Source organism: Ruegeria sp. HKCCD7296 (assembly GCF_013110775.1).
GTDB lineage: Bacteria > Pseudomonadota > Alphaproteobacteria > Rhodobacterales > Rhodobacteraceae > Ruegeria.
Window position 1 is genome coordinate 156,338 of the sequence record NZ_WVRF01000005.1, and the last position, 21,786, is coordinate 178,123.

Here is a 21,786-nt window from a genome sequence, read left to right on the forward strand (position 1 = left end):
GAATGTCGAGCAGGACAAACCCCAAAGTGGCGGTACTGATGGGTGGACCCTCGGCGGAACGCGAGGTGTCTCTCAGCTCTGGGCGCGAATGCGCAGCCGCCCTTGTGGGAGAAGGCTTTGAAGTGGTCGAACTGGACGCAGGTCCCGACCTTTATGCGCGCCTTTTGGATATTAAGCCGGATGTGGTTTTCAACGCCCTGCATGGCCGCTGGGGTGAAGATGGCTGTGTGCAGGGCCTGCTGGAATGGATGCGGATTCCGTACACGCATTCCGGCGTTCTGGCCTCGGCCCTTGCGATGGACAAACAACGCAGCAAAGAGATTTACCAGTCCGAAGGCCTGCCTGTTGTGCCCAGCGTGATCGCACCCAAGGTCGAGGTGATTGAGGTTCACGTGATGGAGCCGCCTTACGTTGCCAAGCCCAACAACGAAGGCTCCAGTGTTGGTATCTATATCGTCCATGAAGACGCAAATGGTCCGCCGCAGCTGGACGAGGCGATGCCCGACCATGTGATGATCGAGAAATATGTGCCAGGGCGCGAGTTGACGGTAACGGTGATGGGCGACCGCGCCCTGACCGTGACCGAGATCATGACCGACGATGGCTGGTACGACTATGACGCCAAGTACAAGCCGGGCGGATCGTGGCACGTGCTACCTGCTGACATCCCGCAGGACATCTTTGACCGCTGCATGGATCACGCTCTGCGCGCGCATGATGTTTTGGGTTGCAAGGGCGTCAGCCGTACGGATTTTCGCTGGGATGATAGCAAGGGACCGGACGGGCTGTTTCTGTTGGAAACCAACACCCAGCCTGGCATGACGCCAACCTCGCTGGCCCCCGAACAGGCCGCCCATCTAGGCATGACATTCGGCCAGCTTTGTGCCTGGATGGTGGAGGACGCCTCATGCGACCGTTGACCGCCAGCCGTTCGCTGGAAATCCATCGCAGTAAACCCCTTGCGGGGCCTGATGCTGATTTCGCATCGGCTGACACCGAAACACATGAAGCAGAGCCGCTTTTGCGGCTGCGTGGGGCGCGGGTGTTTTGCCGCACCGCGCGCCGCAGCGATCCTGCACCGTCGCGCCTGAGCTACCGACTTCAGCGCTGGATGCTTACGCCGGGCATTCGCATGGGCGTCAAGGTAGGTCTGCCAATCTGCGCCGCGGCAGCAGCTGTTGGGCTTTACTTCGCCTCGGAAGATCGGCGCGAGGCTGTCACTGCCTTTGTCGCTGACATTCGAACTTCTATTCAGGAACGCCCCGAGTTCATGGTCAACCTGATGGCCATTGATGGAGCGGGCACCAGTTTGTCCGAGGATATTCGCGAGGTCGTACCTTTGGATTTCCCGATCAGTTCCTGGGATCTGGATGTCGAACACATGCGCGACACGATTACCGGATTGGACCCGGTGAAATCCGCAACCGTGCGTATCCGACCGGGCGGCATTTTGCAGGTGGATGTGGTCGAACGACAACCCGTGATCGTTTGGCGCACCCGTGATGGGCTGGAGCTGCTTGATGAGACCGGCGCTCATGTCAAGGAAACGCCATCGCGCAAGGACCATATCGGTCTTCCGCTGATCGCGGGCAAGGGCGCTGATGTCCATGTGGCGGAAGCGCTTGAGCTTTTCCAAACCTCGCGCAGTCTGGGCAATCGCGTGCGCGGGCTTGTGCGCGTGGGCGAGCGGCGCTGGGATCTGGTTCTGGACCGCGGCCAGCGCATCATGCTGCCGACCGACCGGCCGGTGCGTGCGCTGGAACGCGTGCTGGCTGTCAACGAAGTGCAGGACCTTCTGGAGCGCGACGTGGCCGTGGTCGATATGCGCCTTGGCCAGCGTCCGACCATACGAATGAGCAAAGCCGCCAGCGAAGACTGGTGGAATACAAAAGTGAACGTGAGTAACGGGCAGTAACGACCATGATGACCGATCTTTATCAGTCCCAACGCGCCATGCGTCAGATGCGGCGGCAGGCATTGCAACGCGGTGTCATCGCAATTCTGGATGTAGGCAGCTCCAAGATTGCTTGCCTTGTTTTACGTTTTGATGGCACGGGTCGGCTGAGTGAAGACAACACTATCGGCTCGATGGCCGGTCAAACCGGGTTCCGCGTCATTGGCGCGGCGACCACGCGCTCTCGCGGTGTGCAATTCGGTGAAGTCACCGCCATGCAGGAAACTGAACGCGCCATCCGTACCGCACTGCAGGCAGCGCAGAAGATGGCGGATATTCGTGTCGATCACGTCATTGCGTGTTTCTCGGGGGCCAACCCACGGTCTTACGGGTTGGACGCGCAGGTAGACCTTGACGGTCAGCTTGTGACCGAAGCCGAGGTCGGCCGCGTTTTGAATGCCTGTGACGTGCCCGATTACGGCGAGGGGCGCGAGGTGCTGCACGCGCAACCGGTGAACTTTGCGCTGGACAACCGTTCAGGCCTGATTGATCCGCGTGGGCAACTGGGCCAGAGCCTTGCGGTCGATATGCACATGCTGACCGTCGACGCGATAGCGATCCAGAACATTGTGCGTTGTATCAAGCGCTGTGATTTGGAGCTGGCGGGTATTGCCAACTCAGCCTATGTCTCGGGCATCTCGGCATTGGTTGAGGATGAGCAGGAACTGGGCGCGGCTTGTATCGACATGGGCGGTGGTACAACCAGCGTGTCGATCTTCATGAAGAAGCACATGATCTACGCGGATTGCGTCGGTATGGGTGGAGATCATGTAACCAGCGATATCTCGATGGGTCTGGGCGTTCCAGCAGCCGTGGCTGAACGGATCAAGACCTTTAATGGGGGCGTGCATGCAACCGGGGCCGATGACCGTGATATGATTGATATCGGTGGCGATACGGGCGACTGGGAACATGACCGTCGCACTGTCAGCCGGGCCGAACTGATCGGTATCATGCGCCCGCGCGTCGAAGAGATTCTGGAAGAGGTCCGCGTTCGACTAGACGCCGCCGGGTTCGATCATATGCCAAGCCAACAGATTGTTCTGACCGGGGGCGGTAGCCAGATCATGGGGCTGGACGGGCTTGCCACCCGCATTCTTGGGCAGCGCGTGCGCCTGGGACGGCCGTTGCGTGTGCATGGCTTGCCGCAATCAGCGACAGGCCCTGCTTTCTCTTCTGCCGTGGGTCTCAGCCTGTTTGCGGCCCATCCTCAGGATGAATGGTGGGATTTCGAGATCCCAGTCGACACCTATGCCGCGCGCCCGTTCAAACGCGCAGTGCGGTGGTTCCGTGACAACTGGTAAGCACTTGCGAAGGGCCGCGCTGTGCGCTGCCCTGCTGCCCGGTGGGGTCATGGCCCAAAGCATCATCACACCGGACGCGTTTCTGGACGCTGCAGTCGGCAAAACGCTTACATTCTACGAGATTCGCAGCGGCGATCTTGTCGGGACCGAGCAATTTCTGAACCGCCGCGTCTCGGTCTGGCGTGAAGAAGGGCAGGGCTGTGTCTATGGACAGATTACCACGCCACACGGTCAAATCTGTTTTCTCTATGACAACGACCCGGATGGGATTCCTGTGTGTTGGTGGCCCTTTTTGCACGAAGGTCGCCTGATGGTCAGGCTCGCCTCGTTCGCTGACGGAGAAATCCAAGAGGTGGGCAGCATCACGGAAAGCAGCCTGAACTGTCCAAATGCCCCGACCAGTTGAAAAATCCGGTTGCGGTGCGCTGATTTATCCCTCAAGATATCCACAGGGCCCGTCAGAGGTCTCGCGGCAGGACCTGAGCAGTTTTCCGCAGTGTAATTGATGGCTAGTCAGAGCGTGAAGGGGGAATAAACCTTCGCGGCCTGCTGGGTGTCTTGTGATGGTCGCCAACGTTTCCGCTATATCTGGCACAGCCTGCGAAATGCCGCCGGTTGATGCCTTATTTCCTCCATATTTTGTGGCAAAACGCAATTTTTGACGTGACCTTTTCGCATCATCCGGCTAGAATCGACAAAGGATAGGTAAGAAAAACACCGCTTTGGCGGGACATAAATACAGGCGGACAGAGCATGACATTGAATCTTTCGATGCCCGGGCACGACGAACTGAAGCCTCGGATTACAGTATTTGGCGTTGGCGGCGCAGGCGGGAACGCCGTAAATAACATGATTGAGAAACAGCTGGACGGTGTCGACTTTGTGGTCGCCAACACCGACGCGCAAGCGCTGCAGCAAAGCCAATCGTCGGCACGCGTACAATTGGGCGTAAAGGTCACCGAAGGTCTGGGGGCAGGGGCTCGACCGACTGTAGGGGCCGCAGCCGCCGAAGAAAGCATCGAACAAATCGTCGATCATCTGGCGGGCGCGCATATGTGCTTTATCACCGCCGGCATGGGCGGGGGCACTGGCACCGGCGCCGCACCGATCATCGCACAAGCCGCCCGAGAGCTGGGCGTGCTGACGGTGGGTGTTGTCACCAAACCCTTCCAGTTCGAAGGGGCGAAGCGGATGCGTCAGGCCGAAGACGGTGTTGAAGCGCTGCAGCAGGTTGTCGACACGCTGATCATTATCCCCAACCAGAACCTGTTTCGCCTGGCCAATGAGAAAACCACCTTTACCGAGGCTTTCTCGATGGCAGACGACGTACTGTATCAAGGTGTTAAGGGCGTGACGGACCTGATGGTTCGTCCCGGCCTAATCAACCTCGATTTTGCCGATGTTCGCGCCGTGATGGACGAAATGGGCAAGGCGATGATGGGAACCGGCGAGGCAACCGGCGAAGATCGTGCGGTTCAAGCGGCAGAAAAAGCCATTGCAAACCCGCTGCTGGACGAAATCAGCCTCAAAGGTGCAAAGGGCGTGCTGATCAACATTACCGGCAGCCACGACCTGACCCTCTTCGAACTGGACGAAGCGGCCAACCGCATTCGCGAAGAGGTGGACCCCGAAGCGAACATCATCGTCGGGTCGACTTTGGACACTGCGATGGAAGGTGGAATGCGCGTATCGGTTGTTGCCACCGGCATCGACGCCAGCGAAAAGTCCGCAGATGTCCCGGTTGCGCGCCGCTCTATGTCCGAGCCGCTGACCCGCACCGTTTCGGCGGAAGAGCACGTTCAGGAAGAAGCGCCTGTTGCAGCCGAAGTAGCGGACGCCGCACCTCAGATGGAAGAAACCCGCGAACCTTCGCTGTTCGAGGCCGCAGAAGAGCCTGCGCAACCTCAGTTCCAACCGCGTGACGAACGCGAGGAGGACGACTTGCCGCCGCCAGCCTACCAGCCGCGCGTCGCTGAGTTCGAGCCGCAGCCCGAACATGTCGAACCCGCACCCGAAAGCTTTGTCGCCCCGCGTGGCCATGCCGCTGGTACTCCGTCGCCCGAGGCGCTGCAGCGTCTACAGGCGGCTGTACAAAAGGTTCCATCCGCACCGCAGCGTCCGGCTGCACCGCGTCAGCCCGAGGCTGTTTCGCAGCCTGAAACTGAAGAACGCTCGCGTTTTGGCTTCAATCGCCTGATCGACCGAATGACTGGCCATGCCTCGGATACACCGGCGCAAGCAGCGCGTCAGCAGCCCGTTATGCGTCAGTCCGAAGCCACCGCACCGGCCCAGGATGAGGCCGACCCGGAACAGGATCGCATTGAAATTCCTGCCTTCCTGCGCCGTCAAGCCAACTGATCGCGGTAACAAAATCCACTCACAGGGCCGCTTCTTAGCGGCCCTTTATCTTTTAAAAATAGTGGTTTACGAATATGTAAGCAGGGTTTTGCCGATCTGTTACATACATGTTTCATTCGGTTGCAAAGAGTGAGTTGAGCCTTCACGCAGGCTTCCTTAACTGAGTGTCCAACACAGCCCTCGCAGGCTGGACACTGCTCACTGAGGCCCATTTTGCAACATACGCTCAAATCTCCGGTCACGTTCAAAGGCGTTGGACTGCATGGCGGCCAACCTGCAACCATGGTTCTCAAACCTGCTGCGGCGGGGCATGGAATTTGGTTCAAGCGGACGGATATTCATCTGGGCGATGCAATGATCCCTGCAATCTACCATGCAGTCGAGCGTTCCCCGCTTTGCACTCGCCTTGTGAATGACTCAGGCGTATCAGTCTCGACTATCGAACATATCATGGCCGCATTGGCCGGATGTGGTGTTCATAACGCGTTGATCGAGATTGACGGTCCCGAAGTGCCGATTATGGACGGGTCTTCGATCGACTTCGTGCGCGGCATCATGGCAAAAGGCGTGCGCCGTCAGGCCAGCCCGGTTCTGGCCTATGAAGTTCTAAAGCCCGTGACCGCGTCGCGCGAAGGCGCGGATGCCAGTATCGTTCCCGCCGACGGTTTGATCATCGATTTCCACATCGATTTTGAAGACACCGCTATCGGCAGCCAGACCAAAACGCTGGATATGCGCAACGGTTCTTTTGCACGCGAACTCAGCGATTGCCGTACATTCTGCCGTCGAACCGATGTTGAAGCCATGCGTGCCAACGGGCTGGCCTTGGGCGGTACGCTGGACAACGCTGTTGTCGTTCAGGGGAACGAGGTTCTGACGCCGGGTGGCTTCCGCCGCGCCGACGAAGCTGTGCGTCACAAGATGCTGGATGCTCTGGGCGATCTCTATCTGGCAGGTGGTCCGATTCTGGGCCACTTCACCGGTAACAAGTCAGGCCATTCCTTGACCAACACCTTGTTGCGCAACCTGTTCGAAACGCCGGGTGCGGTGCGTCCGGTGCTGTGTACACCGCAGCAGGCCGCGCGTTTGCCAGGGCAAGGGTTGATCGTAAACGAAATTCCCGAAGTCGCCTAGACTGATCAACTCTGACGACATTTGCGCCAGATGTTGTATAAGGCGTTTTGCACCGGAATTTTCTGTGCTAGACCATGGCTCAATTCGGGGCGATCCCCATTAAGTAAGACGACAAGGATGGGCGGTATGGTTGGCAGCAAAGCGGCAGTCAGATTCGCAGGCGCGATTCTTCTGACAGCAGTTTTGGCGGCGTGTGGCAACGGGGGCGGCCTTTTCGGCAACAGGGGCGCTGACCGGAGCCAGAACCTTGAAGGGTTCACGCCGGAACAGATCTACACCCGTGGTGAATACGAACTGTCGCAGAATCGCTCGGACGATGCGGCATGGTATTTTTCGGAAGTTGAACGCCTGTATCCTTATTCCGATTGGGCCAAACGCGCGCTGATAATGCAGGCGTTTTCCTTCCATACGGATAAGAACTATGAAGAAAGCCGGGCCGCTGCGCAGCGATATATCGACTTCTACCCCACGGATGAAGATGCAGCCTACGCGCAATACCTGCTGGCGCTCAGCTATTATGACCAAATCGATGAGGTTGGCCGCGATCAGGGTTTGACGTTCCAGGCGCTGCAATCCTTGCGCACTGTGATCGAGGTTTATCCTGACAGCGAATACGCCACATCGGCCGTTCTGAAGTTTGACCTTGCCTTCGACCATCTGGCAGGCAAAGAAATGGAGATCGGACGCTATTACCTGCGTCAGGATCATTACATCGCGGCAATCAACCGATTCCGTGTGGTCGTTGAAGACTTCCAGACCACCTCTCACACTGCCGAAGCACTCTATCGTCTAGTCGAAGCCTACCTGTCCCTTGGTCTGTTGGACGAAGCGCAGACGGCTGGTGCCATTCTTGGATACAACTACCAGTCTTCGGAATGGTATGACGACGCATATAAGCTGCTGACGTCTCGCGGTCTCGATCTCAAGAGCCGTGGTAACAACTGGCTCAGCACGATCTATCGTCAAACCATCAAGGGTGAGTGGTTGTAATCGCCATGGCTTCTGGCGTGGGATGTTAAAGACCCGATGCTGCGCGCCCTAGATATCCGCGACATGCTGATCATTGACCGGTTGGAACTGACATTCCAGCCGGGCCTGAATGCATTGACGGGGGAAACCGGGGCGGGCAAGTCGATCCTTCTGGACTCGTTGGGTTTCGTGTTGGGCTGGCGCGGACGGGCCGAATTGGTGCGGCAGGGTGCGGCACAGGGCGAGGTCGTCGCCGAGTTTGAACTATCCGCCGACCATCCCGCTCATGCGATTCTGGCCGAAGCTGGTTTGCCGGGCGGCGAAGACCTGATCTTGCGCCGGGTAAACACTGCTGAAGGGCGCAAGACAGCTTGGGTCAATGATCGGCGATGTTCAGGCGAAGTACTGCGCGCATTGTCCGAAACCCTGATCGAATTGCACGGCCAGCATGACGATCGTGGGTTGCTGAATCCGCGCGGCCATCGGGCGATGCTGGACGACTTCGCAGGGGTTTCGGTTCAACTGGCCAAAGTGCGTGCGGCCTGGACCGAGATGTCACGCACACGCAAGGCACTAGCCGAAACCGAGGCCGCACTGGCCGCTGTCCGCAGCGAAGAAGAATTCCTCCGCCATGCCGTGGCCGAATTGGACCAGCTTGATCCGCAACCGGGCGAGGACGCCGAACTGGATGCCCGTCGACGGATGATGCAAGGGGCCGAGCGTATCCGTGATGATGTCGCCCGCGCCTTTGAATTGCTGTCCAGCGATGGGGCCGAAGGGGCGATGTCCGACGCTATCCGCTGGCTGGAGGGCGTTTCCGACAACGCGGGTGGTCAATTGGAGAATCCGATTGCGGCACTGGGGCGGGCAATGATCGAACTGGGCGAGGCTCAGGATGGTGTGAATGCCTGCCTTCAGGCGCTGGATTTCAACCCGGCGGAACTGGAGCGGGCTGAAGAACGCCTGTTCGCCATCCGCGCACAGGCGCGAAAGCATGATGTATCGCCGGATGATCTTGGAACATTTGCCGACACTTTGCGCGACCGGTTGAATCGGCTGGAGGCGGGTGACGCCGATCTGGCGGACAAACGTGTAGCCGTGAACGCGGCGCAGGACGCTTATGACACCGCCGCTGCCGAGCTGAGCGCAGCCCGCAAGGCGGCTGCCGGGCGGCTTGATGCTGCCGTCATGACTGAGCTGGCCCCGCTCAAGATGGAACGCGCCGTGTTCCAAACCGAGCTCACTTTGGCAGAGCCGGGCCCCGAAGGAACTGACGCAGTGGCGTTCACTGTGGCCACCAATCCCGGCGCTCCGGCCGGTCCTTTGAACAAGATTGCATCGGGCGGTGAACTCAGCCGCTTTTTGCTGGCGCTCAAGGTTTGTCTAACTGGCGATGACAGCGCGCGCACGATGATCTTTGACGAGATTGACAGGGGTGTTGGCGGCGCCACAGCCGATGCGGTCGGGCGCAGGCTGGCGTCCTTGGCGCAGGGCGGGCAGGTGCTGGTTGTCACCCATTCCCCCCAGGTCGCCGCCCGTGCCGCGCATCATTGGCGCGTGCAGAAACAGGTGACAGAGGGACAAACACTATCCACTGTTATTCCCTTGGCCGAACCGGACCGAGTGGATGAGATCGCGCGCATGGTGGCAGGCGATACAATCACCGAGGAAGCCCGCGCCGCTGCCCGGGCTTTGCTGCAGGCTTAACACGCCTATGGCGCGAAACGGTGCTCACACTGTCGCTATCTCACTTTTATATGGACGCTCCGTGGCTTACTAAGGGTTAAGAGATGATCCCCGAGGGCCAATGACCCAATCGACCCGCACCGTTCTGCGCAACCAGTTCAATCAGGCTCTGGCCGCGATCAAGGATGCGTGGCGGGTGATGCTGCGCCGGGGGCCAAGCCAGATCCAGTTTTGGTTCATCGCACTGGCCATCGGTATCGCGGCAGGGTTCATGGCGCTTGGCTTCCGTAAAGCCATCCGGGCTTTGCAGGCTTACCTCTATGACACCGATGACATTCTGCTGCTGCACAGTCATGCCGAGAAACTTCCGTGGTTCATGGTTCTGATTATTCCCATCATCGGTGGTCTGGTTGTGGGTGTTATCCTGAACCGGTTCACCAATGACGGGCGTGTAAGGTCGGTGGCCGATGTGATCGAAGGCTCTGCGGTCACCGACGGACGGGTCGAGGTCAAGGCGGGCATCGCCTCGTTCTTCGCGTCGCTGATCACGCTCAGCTCGGGCGGATCAACGGGCCGCGAAGGTCCGGTGGTGCATATGGCCGGGGTGATTTCCACATGGGTCAGCAATCGCATCCACGCCGATGGGATCACGGGTCGCGACCTGTTGGGCTGTGCCGTTGCCGCCGCTGTTTCAGCCAGCTTTAACGCCCCCATCGCCGGTGCTTTGTTCGCGCTTGAGGTTGTGTTGCGCCATTTCGCCGTGCACGCGTTTGCTCCGATCGTCATCGCCTCGGTCGCGGGGACTGTGATCAACCGGTTGGAATATGGCGATGTTACAGAGTTCACTCTGGATACGCCGGGGTCGCTGCAATTTTATGTCGAGCTTCCGGCTTTCCTGATCCTGGGCCTTATCTGCGGCTTTGTCGCATTGTTGCTGATGCGGTCGATCTTTTTTGCCGAGGATATCGGCGGCCATATTCAGAACCGTCTTTCCATTCCCGGTTGGCTGCGCCCAGCAGTATCTGGTGCGATGCTGGGTCTTTTGGCGATTTGGTTTCCGCACATCATCGGCGTGGGGTACGAAACCACGATCCGCGCGCTGACTGGTGATTTGGTTCTGACCACCGCGATCCTGTTCGCCGTCCTGAAAACGGTGGCCGTCGCGATCACGATGGGTGGTCGTATGGGTGGGGGCGTGTTCTCACCTTCGTTGATGATTGGGGCGCTGACCGGGCTGGCTTTTGGTCTGATTGCCACCGGGTTGCTGCCGGATGTGTCCGGTACACACACGCTTTATGCCTTTGCGGGAATGGGGGCCGTGGCCGCGGCGGTATTGGGCGCGCCGATCTCGACCACCTTGATCGTCTTTGAACTGACCGGGGACTGGCAGATTGGTCTTGCAGTTATGGTAACTGTGTCCATGTCCACGGCATTGGCCTCGCGTCTGGTGGACCGGTCTTTCTTCCTTACACAGTTAGAGCGCCGTGATGTCCACCTTGCCGCCGGACCGCAGGCGTATCTTTTGGCAATGTTACGCGCCGGGGTCGTGATGCGCCCCATCGGCGACACGCGCTCGATCACCAAGGAAGAGGCCCAAGGGCTGATTGAACAAGGCTTGTGCGTTCAGGCAAGCGCGACGCTGGAAGCCGCAATGCCTTACTTCGATCGCGACGACATCCCCTGCATTCCAGTCATTGTTCTGGAGGACGATGGCACTGAAACACCCGTCGGGGCGCTGTATCACGTTGACGCGCTCAAGGCGTATAACAGAGCGCTTGCCGCCACGGCCGCCGAGGAGCACTCCTAGGCGTTACCCACCATAAATACTGGCAGCATCGCCTAGGTAGTTGTCCCATGCAAACCAGTACGAGATATGACCTGCAACACGAGCCAGGCGCGTGCCATCTGGTCCGATCAACGCGTCTTCAGTCACGGTCCAACTTTGTCCTGCGCTATCCTGCAAACCGCTTTGTGTAGCTTTGAATGAATGGCTTTTTCGCTCATAGGCGCGCACGCTGCGTTCCTTTGGATCTCCGATCAGAACCAGCGGCGTTTGGGCGATGGCGTCGTTGATCACCGGTTTGCTCTTGAACGCACTCAGCGGCCAGGCCCGCGCTGCCCCGAACTGACGGACGGCAAAAATGTAGTCCTTTTGCCGATGTCTGGACTGGTCCACCACAGCCGGGAACATCAACTCGCTTGAGGCGAAGTAGTCTCGATAGACAACGCCCGACCCATAGTTGCGCCGATGCCCGGTGTTCAGCGACAGCACGCGCGTTTTAGGGTGCGAGGTCTTCCAGCTGTCCCACGTAGTGATCACAACCGGGCGCTGTTTCAATGTGATCCCGCTATTTACCAAGGAACCCACAACAGGTTTGCCGGTATATTGGTTCCACAGCGAATGTGTCTCGCGGTCAAACATCAGCTTGTTCGACCGATAGAGGAACCCTGACGAACCGAAAATGAACGGCTTTCGCCATCCCGCCACTTGCGTTTCAAAAAGAATGCCGGACCCGCAGAGCGTGCAATATGCCAGCGCTACGGGTACGCCACCGATCACTTCGTTAAACATCTCGTGCCAGCCCATGATCCGCAACGGATAGGCGCGTTCATCTCCGTTGATGGCCACGCCAAACACAAGATCGTCGCCCTTCAGATAACCGGCATTCGATGGCGAGATCAGGGTAGGGTTGTCCAAAGATGGGATGCCATCCTTATGCACCCCGCCCCATGCGATTTCTTCCAACCGAATCTTCATCCGGTCGCGTTGCAGGTATTCTGGCTGTAGGAACACATCGAAATTCGGATCGATCCGCAGCAGAACCTCGCGTTTGAATGGGATCAGCGAAGGGTGGGGGACAATCTGCGGGTTTCGTTCTTGCCACAGCATCCACTCGAACCAGTCATTCCCATATCGCTGCCCGGTCAGGGCCTCTATCACCTCGACAATCTCGTCCCGTCGTCGATCTGCATAGCGCATCGCGGTCAACAACCCAGGAACAACGTCCAGTTGGCCGCGATCCCTGAGGTAAGCCATCTGCGCCTCAAACGAGGTGCGGCGCCCATCTAGTGTGCTGCGCAATGCCTCAAGCACAGGATCCTCTTGCGCCCACACTGCAATGGGGGCGAACGCACCAGCCCCGATCATCCCTGCAAAACTGCGACGTGAAATCGACATGAAAGCCTCCGGCGATATCCGGTGGCCAGTGTGCCCGTTCTGCAGCTCACATGCATTCCACAGATGTGTGAGGTGGATCCAGTTGCAAGCCTCCTGGCTAAGTTCAAGCTGGTACCATCTTCTTTGATTGATGAGTTTTTTCATATTAAGCCACCGGGCAAATTGGCTTTAGTGCAACAACAGGTGCTGTTTTGTATTTAGCCAAATAGCCGTCAGGCTTTGGGGCCAACGTGTCATTCGCTGCTCAGTTAGATTGATTTTCGTTGACGCGGAGAATGCGGACAAGCGAGGTTTAAGGAGCAGTTCGGATCATCTGAGTGTGAGAATTCATGCGCGTACTCATCTTTGTTCTTCTTCCCATTCTGTTTGTTGGGTTGATTGCGTTTTTGATTCTTGGATTGAAACCACCCAGTAGCATTAGGCTTGCGGCCGGAGTTAACGGAGGGGGCTATTGGCAGATTGGGCAACTATACAAAGCAGAACTTGCACGCGACGACATTCAAATCGATTTGGTTGAGACCGCAGGTTCTGTAGAAAACATCGAAAAACTTGTTTCCGGTGAAGTCGACGTCGCGTTTGTTCAAGGTGGTCTGGATCTTCCTCAGGAAAGCGGCTTGCAATCATTGGGTGCCATTTTTCTTGAACCAATGGTGGTGTTTCAAAGAAAACCCGGCCCAATTGGCGGCAATGCAGGGGAATGGGACGGCATCCGACTTGCAGCAGGCACAGAGGGGTCCGGAACCCGTGCGGCTGCGATCGCCCTGATAGAAGCGGCGGGGCATAAAGATACCGGCATCACGCTAGTGGATGCAGGTGGCTTGGATGCCATCGATGCGCTCTACACCGGCAAAGCCGATGCCGCATTGTTTGTCGCGCCTCTTGATGCGCCTTATCTCATGGACGCGATTTTTGACCCCAATATAGAATTCGTCCCTATGACTTTAGTCGATGCGCTTGCACTGAAGCTAGAAGGGGCAAGTTCGGTGACCGTGCCTGCCGGGTCGATCACCCTTGACCCGCCAAGACCCCCAGAAGACGTAAAGATTTTGGCATTGAGAGCGTCAATGATTGGCGGCCTTGATCTGCATCCGGCAGTTGCAGATCGTTTGGTTGCTGCTGCAAAGATCATCCATGGTCAACCCGGCATTCTGCAAGGTGCAAGCGAATACCCAAAAACCGAGTCTCCGCCCGCTCCGTTAAACAAAGTTGCTGAAGAATTGATAAATACCGGCCCAAATTTTTTGCATGCCGTTTTACCCTATTGGATTGCTGCTCAGTTTGGCCGTGTTCTTCTATTACTATTGCCCTTGCTTTTCCTTGCACCGCTTTTGCGGATCGTTCCATCTGGATATGTGTGGTTTCAGAAACGTCGTGTCTGGCGGTTTTATCAGCGGATTGCAGCGCTGGAAGAAGAATTGGCACAAGCCCGGACGCAAAGCGATTTAGACGCGGTGGCGAAAAGTATCGAGGAACTGGATGCAATCATTGCCAATCTCAACTTGCCGCTTGCTTACCGTCAAGGTGCGTATGACGCGCGACTGCATATAGGCTTAATTCGACAAGAGATCACGCGCCGCAGCGCTGCTGAACAAGAATCCGATCCGGTCGCGCGAAGCGAAAGCCCTTGATCGTTTGATTTGTCGCACAGGTTCAGATTTCTCGGCGTTAACAAAGGATTCTGAAAGTATCGTCGGTTGATTTTGCGTGATATAGTCTGCTTTCCGGATGCCAGAATCTGTTCAGAGTCAGCTAGTCTCCCGCCGAAGTCATCCCTAAAGCCAGCATTCGACCGCTGGCACCTCGCAACGCTCAGCGGGCTCTTCTAAATCTGTTCAACCTTCACGGAATCGACCGGATAAAACGCCAAATGGCCCTTGATTTCGGCCACGTCCGGGATCGGGTCCTCATAGCTCCAGACCGCGTTTTCAGTCACAGATGACTTGTTGACGATTGAGAAATGCGTCGCGTCGCCCTTGAGGGGGCAATGGGTCACCTTGTCGGTCTTATCCAAGAACGCCATCGCGATATCGCCACGCGGGAAGTAAATCACCGGATCCTTGTCGCCTTCGTGCAGTTCCAGAGCGTTATTCGTCTCGCCCAGAATCGCACCGCCCGAGCGGACGCTCCATTTGCCCGGTGCTTTTTGGATCGTGATCTTAGTCATTCCTATTCCTTCCCTCGTCGTATTTGGGCCTCTCCTCTGCCCGTTCTACGTAACAGTCCTGTGTCAAACCGGTGCTGTTGCGGCATCCAACCACAGTTGCGCGTCATGTCCCAGCCTTGGGCGGATCTTTTCCGCCACGTCGCGGTGATAGGCATTCAGCCAGTCGCGCTCATCAGGCGTCAACATATCCACCAGGATCAACCTGCGGTCAATCGGCACAAAGGTCAGGGTGCGCCAGTTCAGCATTGCGCGCTCTGCGTCGCTGCCGGGCAGGGCTGGTGCCTCTTCTACCACGACAAGGTTTTCAATGCGGATGCCAAAGGCACCTTCGCGATAGTATCCGGGCTCGTTCGATAGGATCATACCGGGCTTGAGCGGTACATGGCTTACTTTTGAAAGGCGTTGGGGTCCCTCGTGGACACTCAGATACGCACCAACCCCATGGCCAACCCCATGATTGAAGTCTTGACCCGCAGTCCATAGCGGTGTGCGGGCCACGCATTCTATGTCCCGGCCCGCAAGACCGGCGGGCCAGCGCAGCATCGACATGGCGATCATGCCTTTCAGCACACGTGTGAAACAGATTTTCTCGTCTGCGCCGACGTTACCGATGGCAATGGTTCGCGTGATATCGGTGGTGCCGTCAAGATATTGCCCGCCGCTGTCCAACACCAGAATATGACCGTTTTCCAAACGGCTATCAGTTTCTTCGGTCACACGGTAATGCATGATCGCACCGTTCGGCCCGGTCCCTGCGATGGTGTCGAACGAGATATCCTGAAGCGCATTGTCCTTGCGCCGGTTCTCTTCCAGACGCGTGACCACTTGCGTTTCAGTCACGCTGCCAAGGGTCTGTCCGTCCAACCAGCACAAGGTCTCAATCACAGCCACTGCATCGCGCAAATGCGCCTCGGCGCTGCCAGCGATTTCGGCAGGGTTTTTGCAAGCCTTGGGCAGGGCGCAAGGATCGCCACCCTCTGTCATGGCGTCGCCCAACGCATCCGCCACGATCTGAGGCAGCGTGGCGTCATCCACCTGCACCGGTCCTTTCAATGCCGCTACAGCATCCAGGAAGGTGCGCGGGTCATGGATAGCGACGTTTGATCCCAGGTGATCGCGAACCTCCGCCAGCTTTTCCTCTGCCATGAACAGATCAACCCTGCCAACTGCGTGCAGCACAGCAAACCCATGGGCCACGGGGTTATAGGCAATGTCCGACCCGCGAATGTTCAGCAGCCACATGATCGAGTCTGGCAGAGTGGTCACTGACGCTAGGCTCCCGTCCCGATGCAACCCCGCGGCCAGACGAGAAATCTTGCTGTCGGCCGATTCCCCGGCGAACTCAATCGGATGCAACTTGACAGGGTTCATCGGCGGGGTGGGCTGATCTGCCCAGATCCGGTCCACAAGGTTGTCACACCGTACCAGTTCGATACCTGTGCCGTCTAATTCGCGCATCGTGCTAGAAATCTGCCCTACCGCGTGCAGCCAGGGGTCAAACCCAACTTTGCCGCCATCTGGCAGTTGCTCTTTCAACCAAGTGCTCAGACTGATCTCGGGCCAGGGCACCGGCGTGAAATCCTCGGCCACTTGCGCCTTGACCTGTGTACGATACCGACCGTCAATAAACACTCCCGCGACATCGCGCAGGGCGACGCAAAAACCGGCCGAGCCCGTAAAGCCTGTCAACCAAGCCAAACGTTCATCATGTGGCGCTACGTACTCCCCCTGATGTGCGTCCGCGCGCGGGATAAGAAACCCGTCCAAACCTGTCTGTGCGATCTCATCCCGCAGAGCTGCAAGTCGCGGAGGGCCCTGTTCCGGGCGAGCAGTCACTTGAAAGGATTGGAACATGAAGGGCCTCATTCGCTGCGTTTCCGGCAGACCCTGAGGGGCAATTGGAAAAATGTCCAGATCAGCGTCCCGGTACCTGATGGCCCATTGGCGCTTCATCTTTTGGAAAAACACGCCCGCCGGAGGCAAAGCCAGCCTCAGCTGGCCTTTCGCATCCCCATCACACGCGCCCGTGCACGCGGATCACTGTCGAACAGGGCCGCCAGTTGTTCGGTCATCGCACCTGCCAACTGCTCCACATCGGTGATTGTCACGGCGCGGTCATAATAGCGGGTCACGTCATGACCGATCCCGATTGCCAACAGCTCGACCATCTTGCGCTTTTCGACCATGGCGATCACGTCGCGCAGATGCTTTTCAAGATAGTTGGCCGGATTCACGCTCAGCGTGGAATCATCGACCGGAGCACCATCCGAAATGACCATAAGGATCTTGCGCGCCTCGCGCCGCGCCAGCATCCTACGATGCGCCCATTCCAAGGCCTCACCATCGATGTTTTCCTTCAGAAGCCCCTCTTTCATCATCAGGCCCAGATTTGGTCGTGCGCGCCGCCAGGGCGCATCCGCGCCCTTGTAGATGATGTGTCGAAGGTCATTCAGGCGTCCGGGTTGCTGCGGTCGACCATCGTTCAACCACGCTTCACGCGCCTGACCACCTTTCCACGCCCGCGTGGTAAAGCCCAGAATCTCGACTTTTACGTTGCAGCGCTCCAGCGTCCGCGCCAGTACATCCGCGCAGATTGCCGCTATGGAAATAGGACGCCCGCGCATTGATCCCGAGTTGTCCAACAGCAGCGTCACCACGGTGTCACGGAATTCGGTATCTTTCTCGACCTTGAAACTCAGCGGCGTGGTCGGGTTCGCCACAACACGCGCCAGGCGACCGGCATCCAGAATGCCTTCTTCGCGGTCGAACTCCCAAGATCGGTTCTGTTGTGCCTGAAGGCGGCGCTGCAGTTTGTTAGCCAGACGTGAAACCGCCCCTTTCAAAGGTTCGAGCTGCTGATCCAGATAGGCCCGCAACCGTTCCAATTCCGCTGGTTCTGCCAGATCCTCGGCTGCGATCTCTTCATCATGAGTGTCCAGATATACGCGGTAATCCGGGTCAGCTTCAGATGCAGGAGGCGGTGCAGGCGGCTCCAGCGGCGCTTCCCCTTCAGGCATCTCCGCCTCATCGCCCAACTCATCCTCGGCCATCTCGTCCATCGAGACCTGAGCCTGAGATTGATCCTGCTGCTCTTCCTGGCTTTGCTCAGGGGTCGCATCGGCGTCCTGCTCGTCCTGGTCATCCTGACCGGTACTGTCGGGATCGGGCTGTTCCTCGGCGTCTTCCTCGGCCTGATCTTCCTGTTCTTCATCCAGCTCATCGGGGTCATCCCCAAGCTGATCGCCATAGCCCAGATCCTTGATCACCTGACGGGCAAATTTGGCAAACTCGGCTTGGTCCGAAAGAATCTCGTCCAGATTCTCCAACGTGCCTCCGGCCTGTTCCTCGATGAAACCGCGCCAAAGGTTCATGATGTTCTCGGCCGCAGGCGGCAGATCGCGCCCGGTGGCCAAGTGCCGGATCAGATAGCCTGCTGCCACAGCCAGAGGTGCATCGGCAGGCTGCTTGCATTGGTCATAGCCGCGCCGGATCGCCTCATGTCCGATCTTGACGTCAATATTGCTGGCGGTGCCGGGCATATCCCGTGCGCCCATCGCTTCGCAGCGGGCGGTCTCCATCGCCTCATAGAGGTTACGCGCCATATCCCCCGGAGGCGCATAGCGCGCATGAGTGGCATCGTCGTGATATTTGCGCTGCAAGGCCAGAGCGTCGGCTGTGCCGCGTGCCAGAAGCACCTCTTCGCGCGTCATCCGGCGCGAAACCTGAGGCAAACGCATCGCCTCGCCGGACATGCCCGAAGGATCAACCGTATAGGTTACGGACAGCTCGGGGTCATCGGCCATGACCTTGGTTGCCTCGGCCAAAGCCTTCTTGAACGGATCAGCAGGGTTGTCGTTCTTCTGTGCCATGTCCCCAAGCCTTTCACATTGCAGATCCGATTTCTACCGACAGAGAAACCGGATCCGCCTTCATCTGGCTAAAAATACCTCCGCCGGAGGCATTGCGCCCGTTAACGGGCGAACTCCAGCGGATTACCCCAAGCTTACGCTTGCCGCGCTTTCCGGCAGCTCTTCGTCGAAGCAGCGCTGATAGAACTCGGCTACGGTCTGACGCTCCAGCTCGTCACACTTGTTCAGGAAGGACAGGCGGAAAGCATAGCCGACATCGCGGAAAATCTCGGCGTTCTGTGCCCAGTTGATTACCGTACGGGGGCTCATGACGGTCGACAGATCGCCATTCATAAACGCAGTCCGGGTCAGGTCGGCCACAGTGACCATCTGACTAACGGTTTTGCGACCTTCAGCCGTGTTATAGTGCGGCGCTTTCGACAGCACGATCATCGTTTCGGCATCGTGGCTGAGGTAGTTCAGTGTCGAGACCAGTGACCAACGGTCCATCTGGGCTTGGTTGATCTGCTGTGTGCCGTGATAGAGGCCCGTAGTATCGCCCAGACCAACGGTGTTGGCGGTGGCAAACAGGCGGAAGTTCGGGTTTGGCGTGATGATCTCGTTCTGGTCCAGCAAGGTCAGTTTGCCGTCATGCTCCAGAACACGCTGGATCACGAACATCACGTCTGCGCGACCCGCATCATATTCGTCGAATACGATGGCGACGGGATTACGCAGCGCCCAGGGCAGGATACCTTCATGGAACTCAGTCACCTGCTTGCCGTCACGCAGCTTGATTGCGTCTTTGCCGATTAGGTCGATCCGGCTGATATGGCTATCCAGGTTCACACGAACAGCAGGCCAGTTCAAACGCGCTGCAACCTGTTCGATATGGGTCGATTTGCCAGTGCCGTGATAGCCCTGGATCATTACACGACGGTTGTGGGAAAAGCCCGCCAAGATCGCCAAGGTCGTTTCAGGATCAAACTTATAGGTAGGGTCGATGGCCGGGACGCGGTCTGTGGCCTCGGCAAAGCCTTTGACCTTCATTTCCGTATCAATGCCGAATACGTCGCGGACCGAGATATCTTCGGTGGGTTTCGCGTTTACGTCGATCGATCCGTCAGCCATTCGTCTTGTCCTTATCCTGTGGCCCGTCTTGCTGGGTCTGAACCCGTGTGTGGTGCAACATATTGCGGGCAAGGGCAAGGGAAAGAGGCAGCGCGGAAACGCTGAGGGGATGTTTCTTTGAAACTGGCCTTATCGGCATAGCGCGCCGAGGCTCGTGACTTACGGCTCAAACCAAAAAAAGGGACGTTTTACCTTTGAGGCGCGCAGCCGTAAAGCCACCAAACATATCAACATTGCAATAATAAAATATAATGGGTTAAATCGACGATATGTTGATGCATAATCGGCTCTCGGTGTTGACTAACGGAAAAAAGCTCCAATGGCGCTAACAATTCTAGGCCCCTCTTCGATCGCAATCCCCACTGGGTCGTCTTCGGTTATGCAACAATACACCGCGACCAAGGCCGGAGCTTCATGGAATGTTGTTGTTACGGGGACAGGGGGATTGAACCCTTCAGATTATTCTGTTTCGATTTCGTCGAGCGGGGTTTTAACTGTTGACCTCACCCCCGGTGTCGTCATTCCTCCCAACACGCAGCTGACCGTCGAAATATTCGCGTCTACGGGTCCTGGTAATGGGAATAACGACTCTCTTATAGCGACCGTCGCGCTTCCGGCTGGAACTGTGCCGTGTTTCGTGAAGGGCACTATGATAGCGACCGAAAAAGGGTATTGCGCTGTCGAGGAACTGTCAGTTGGGGATAAAGTGCGCCTTTCCAGTGGTGATCTGCTGCCCATTGAGTGGATTGGAGAAAAGACCCTGAGCGCGGAGGATTTGAGGCGCAACCCTCAATTGCACCCCGTTTGTATCCAAAAGGGAGCGTTGGGAGAAGGCATTCCTCACCGCGATTTGTACGTATCTCCGCAACACAGAATTGTTCTGGAAGGATGGCGCGCAGAACTTCTGTACGGAGAGCCTAGAGTCTTTGCCGCAGCAATCCATCTGGTGAACGACAAAACCATTCGTCAGGTTCATTTCAATGAGCCAGTCACGTACTACCACATTGCTTGCTGTCGCCACGCAATACTGATGTCCAACGGTTTGCCAACTGAAAGTTTATTTCTGGGCGATATAGCGCTGAAATCCTTCCACCGCGAAGACGTAAAAGAGTTGCTAACGCTATTTTCGGAATTAAGTGATCGCTCGACAGTGCCCTCACAAACTCGCCTGAGTTGCTTGAAGCGTTGGGAAGCACTTGTAATAATAAGTTAAGCTTGCGGAGAAAGCCCTGCCATTTACTGATCTACACCGCGGTCAAGCAAGTTAGTGCAAAGTTTGCTTCTCTAGATCGACTACCATCAATTTGAAATGAGGGCGCCACATAAAGTACGTCACAGCACCGCGCGCAAACTTTAGCTTTGAAACGACGGTCACCTACTCATAGCGAAAACCAAAGCTCATCGTTACGAAAGCCGCCTTTCACGAGGCGATCCGCTTTCAAAACATCCGGAAACTCGTCCACCCAATCCCGAAACCGGTCATTTGTGATAATGCGTGCCTTGCTGTCCCGCGACGCTTGTAAAATCAAAGGATCCGCCGGCGTTCCTTTGGGTGCGATCATGACCTGCTTGGTACGCAGACCCAAAGCGCGGCTCAGCGCCCGGTCGTTCATGTATTCGCCGTCGAGCTTATAGCCGACATTTGCATCGAATACGACACCCGGTTTGAACCCGGCCGTCTTCAGCGCCGACAGCACCAGCCGCAATGTGCCCAGATCCGGCTTACCCTCTTTCCAATGGATCACGTTGGACCCGTCCACGATGATCCATGTGTTTGCTTTGCGCCACCTGAGCCACGCGCGCAGCCCCCAAATCAGGCTGATGACAATGAATAGCAGGCTCAGTTCTCGGGCGAACGCGAATTCAGGCGGAAGAAACGGGGCCGCGAAATAAACGCCCAGCGAAAAAAGCAAAAGGAGGTATGGCATACGCACAGCGGCTGCTCCGTTAATACCCGTGTTCAAACTCCACCACTATTGCGGGAATTGAACAAGGTTTCCAGTGAGCTTGATCGCAATCGGGCCGGGCAGTGTACACACAAAGCCACAGCTGTCGGGTCG

Annotated in this window: 17 protein-coding genes; 11 read left to right on the forward strand and 6 right to left on the reverse strand. The window is 57.3% G+C overall.

Translation table 11 applies throughout. The annotated features are described in order from the left end of the window. Positions 1–2: 2 nt before the first annotated feature. The 9 genes from GS632_RS09405 to GS632_RS09445 all read left to right on the forward strand — a co-directional run bounded on the left by GS632_RS09405 (position 3) and on the right by GS632_RS09445 (position 11,212). The gene (locus GS632_RS09405; protein ID WP_171175301.1) at positions 3–920 is read left to right on the forward strand and encodes a D-alanine--D-alanine ligase; all 918 of its coding nucleotides are present in this window, start codon (positions 3–5) and stop codon (positions 918–920) included. Next, positions 908–1,915: a cell division protein FtsQ/DivIB gene (locus GS632_RS09410; RefSeq protein ID WP_171237249.1), complete on the forward strand. Its 1,008-nt coding sequence runs from the start codon at positions 908–910 to the stop codon at positions 1,913–1,915. The genes GS632_RS09405 and GS632_RS09410 overlap by 13 nt, the downstream gene beginning before the upstream one ends. An 8-nt stretch (positions 1,916–1,923) precedes the next feature. Then, a complete protein-coding gene (gene ftsA, locus GS632_RS09415) occupies positions 1,924–3,258 on the forward strand; it encodes a cell division protein FtsA (protein ID WP_171237574.1) in 1,335 nt (444 codons plus the stop codon). Next, entirely contained in the window at positions 3,245–3,664 is a 420-nt protein-coding gene (locus GS632_RS09420) for a hypothetical protein (protein ID WP_171235530.1), read from the forward strand. The genes ftsA and GS632_RS09420 overlap by 14 nt, the downstream gene beginning before the upstream one ends. A gap of 347 nt (positions 3,665–4,011) precedes the next feature. Beyond that, on the forward strand, positions 4,012–5,616 hold the full coding sequence (gene ftsZ, locus GS632_RS09425; protein ID WP_171175296.1) for a cell division protein FtsZ: 1,605 nt from the start codon (positions 4,012–4,014) through the stop codon (positions 5,614–5,616). A 213-nt stretch (positions 5,617–5,829) separates the two neighbouring features. After that, complete coding sequence (gene lpxC, locus GS632_RS09430; protein ID WP_171235532.1) at positions 5,830–6,750, forward strand: UDP-3-O-acyl-N-acetylglucosamine deacetylase; 921 nt, start codon at positions 5,830–5,832, stop codon at positions 6,748–6,750. A 126-nt stretch (positions 6,751–6,876) separates the two neighbouring features. Beyond that, positions 6,877–7,740 (forward strand): outer membrane protein assembly factor BamD, encoded by an 864-nt coding sequence (locus GS632_RS09435; protein WP_171175292.1) that lies wholly within the window; start codon positions 6,877–6,879, stop codon positions 7,738–7,740. Between the two features lie 36 nt (positions 7,741–7,776). Further along, positions 7,777–9,426 carry a DNA repair protein RecN gene (gene recN / locus GS632_RS09440; RefSeq protein WP_171237250.1) on the forward strand — a complete coding sequence of 550 codons (1,650 nt, stop codon included), beginning with the start codon at positions 7,777–7,779 and terminating at the stop codon, positions 9,424–9,426. A gap of 100 nt (positions 9,427–9,526) precedes the next feature. Next, positions 9,527–11,212 (forward strand): chloride channel protein, encoded by a 1,686-nt coding sequence (locus tag GS632_RS09445; RefSeq protein ID WP_171237251.1) that lies wholly within the window; start codon positions 9,527–9,529, stop codon positions 11,210–11,212. Between the two features lie 3 nt (positions 11,213–11,215). On the opposite strand, the gene GS632_RS09450 is transcribed toward GS632_RS09445, so the two are convergent. Then, positions 11,216–12,583 carry a DUF3179 domain-containing protein gene (locus tag GS632_RS09450; RefSeq protein WP_171721742.1) on the reverse strand — a complete coding sequence of 456 codons (1,368 nt, stop codon included), beginning with the start codon at positions 12,581–12,583 and terminating at the stop codon, positions 11,216–11,218. Positions 12,584–12,912: 329 nt separating this feature from the next. Here GS632_RS09450 and GS632_RS09455 point away from each other — a divergent pair, with 329 nt between their 5' ends. Further along, complete coding sequence (locus tag GS632_RS09455) at positions 12,913–14,211, forward strand: TAXI family TRAP transporter solute-binding subunit (protein WP_171721741.1); 1,299 nt, start codon at positions 12,913–12,915, stop codon at positions 14,209–14,211. Positions 14,212–14,405: 194 nt separating this feature from the next. Here GS632_RS09455 and GS632_RS09460 read toward each other — a convergent pair whose 3' ends face one another. The 4 genes from GS632_RS09460 to cobS all read right to left on the reverse strand — a co-directional run bounded on the left by GS632_RS09460 (position 14,406) and on the right by cobS (position 19,726). Beyond that, positions 14,406–14,747, reverse strand: coding sequence for a DUF427 domain-containing protein (locus GS632_RS09460; protein WP_171175282.1), 342 nt, complete (start codon positions 14,745–14,747; stop codon positions 14,406–14,408). Positions 14,748–14,810: 63 nt separating this feature from the next. Beyond that, complete coding sequence (locus GS632_RS09465; RefSeq protein ID WP_171721740.1) at positions 14,811–16,601, reverse strand: aminopeptidase P family protein; 1,791 nt, start codon at positions 16,599–16,601, stop codon at positions 14,811–14,813. 137 nt (positions 16,602–16,738) lie between these two features. Further along, positions 16,739–18,616, reverse strand: a complete 1,878-nt coding sequence (gene cobT / locus GS632_RS09470; RefSeq protein WP_171237255.1) for a cobaltochelatase subunit CobT — start codon at positions 18,614–18,616, stop codon at positions 16,739–16,741. Between the two features lie 123 nt (positions 18,617–18,739). Then, entirely contained in the window at positions 18,740–19,726 is a 987-nt protein-coding gene (cobS, locus tag GS632_RS09475) for a cobaltochelatase subunit CobS (protein ID WP_171175278.1), read from the reverse strand. A gap of 379 nt (positions 19,727–20,105) precedes the next feature. Here cobS and GS632_RS09480 point away from each other — a divergent pair, with 379 nt between their 5' ends. Next, complete coding sequence (locus tag GS632_RS09480; protein ID WP_171235538.1) at positions 20,106–20,939, forward strand: Hint domain-containing protein; 834 nt, start codon at positions 20,106–20,108, stop codon at positions 20,937–20,939. Positions 20,940–21,105: 166 nt separating this feature from the next. On the opposite strand, the gene GS632_RS09485 is transcribed toward GS632_RS09480, so the two are convergent. Next, entirely contained in the window at positions 21,106–21,654 is a 549-nt protein-coding gene (locus GS632_RS09485) for a hypothetical protein (protein WP_171175275.1), read from the reverse strand. Between the last annotated feature and the right edge of the window lie 132 nt (positions 21,655–21,786).

Excerpts from the sequence above, each read along its gene's own strand:
- GS632_RS09450 (WP_171721742.1), bottom strand. The coding sequence starts at position 12,583 with ATGTCGATTTCACGTCGCAGTTTTGCAGGGATGATCGGGGCTGGTGCG.
- cobT (WP_171237255.1), bottom strand. The coding sequence starts at position 18,616 with ATGGCACAGAAGAACGACAACCCTGCTGATCCGTTCAAGAAGGCTTTG.
- GS632_RS09485 (WP_171175275.1), bottom strand. The coding sequence starts at position 21,654 with ATGCCATACCTCCTTTTGCTTTTTTCGCTGGGCGTTTATTTCGCGGCC.
- recN (WP_171237250.1), top strand. The coding sequence starts at position 7,777 with ATGCTGCGCGCCCTAGATATCCGCGACATGCTGATCATTGACCGGTTG.
- GS632_RS09410 (WP_171237249.1), top strand. The coding sequence starts at position 908 with ATGCGACCGTTGACCGCCAGCCGTTCGCTGGAAATCCATCGCAGTAAA.
- GS632_RS09465 (WP_171721740.1), bottom strand. The coding sequence starts at position 16,601 with ATGTTCCAATCCTTTCAAGTGACTGCTCGCCCGGAACAGGGCCCTCCG.
- GS632_RS09480 (WP_171235538.1), top strand. The coding sequence starts at position 20,106 with ATGCAACAATACACCGCGACCAAGGCCGGAGCTTCATGGAATGTTGTT.
- ftsA (WP_171237574.1), top strand. The coding sequence starts at position 1,924 with ATGACCGATCTTTATCAGTCCCAACGCGCCATGCGTCAGATGCGGCGG.
- cobS (WP_171175278.1), bottom strand. The coding sequence starts at position 19,726 with ATGGCTGACGGATCGATCGACGTAAACGCGAAACCCACCGAAGATATC.
- GS632_RS09435 (WP_171175292.1), top strand. The coding sequence starts at position 6,877 with ATGGTTGGCAGCAAAGCGGCAGTCAGATTCGCAGGCGCGATTCTTCTG.
- GS632_RS09460 (WP_171175282.1), bottom strand. The coding sequence starts at position 14,747 with ATGACTAAGATCACGATCCAAAAAGCACCGGGCAAATGGAGCGTCCGC.
- ftsZ (WP_171175296.1), top strand. The coding sequence starts at position 4,012 with ATGACATTGAATCTTTCGATGCCCGGGCACGACGAACTGAAGCCTCGG.
- GS632_RS09455 (WP_171721741.1), top strand. The coding sequence starts at position 12,913 with ATGCGCGTACTCATCTTTGTTCTTCTTCCCATTCTGTTTGTTGGGTTG.
- GS632_RS09445 (WP_171237251.1), top strand. The coding sequence starts at position 9,527 with ATGACCCAATCGACCCGCACCGTTCTGCGCAACCAGTTCAATCAGGCT.
- GS632_RS09405 (WP_171175301.1), top strand. The coding sequence starts at position 3 with ATGTCGAGCAGGACAAACCCCAAAGTGGCGGTACTGATGGGTGGACCC.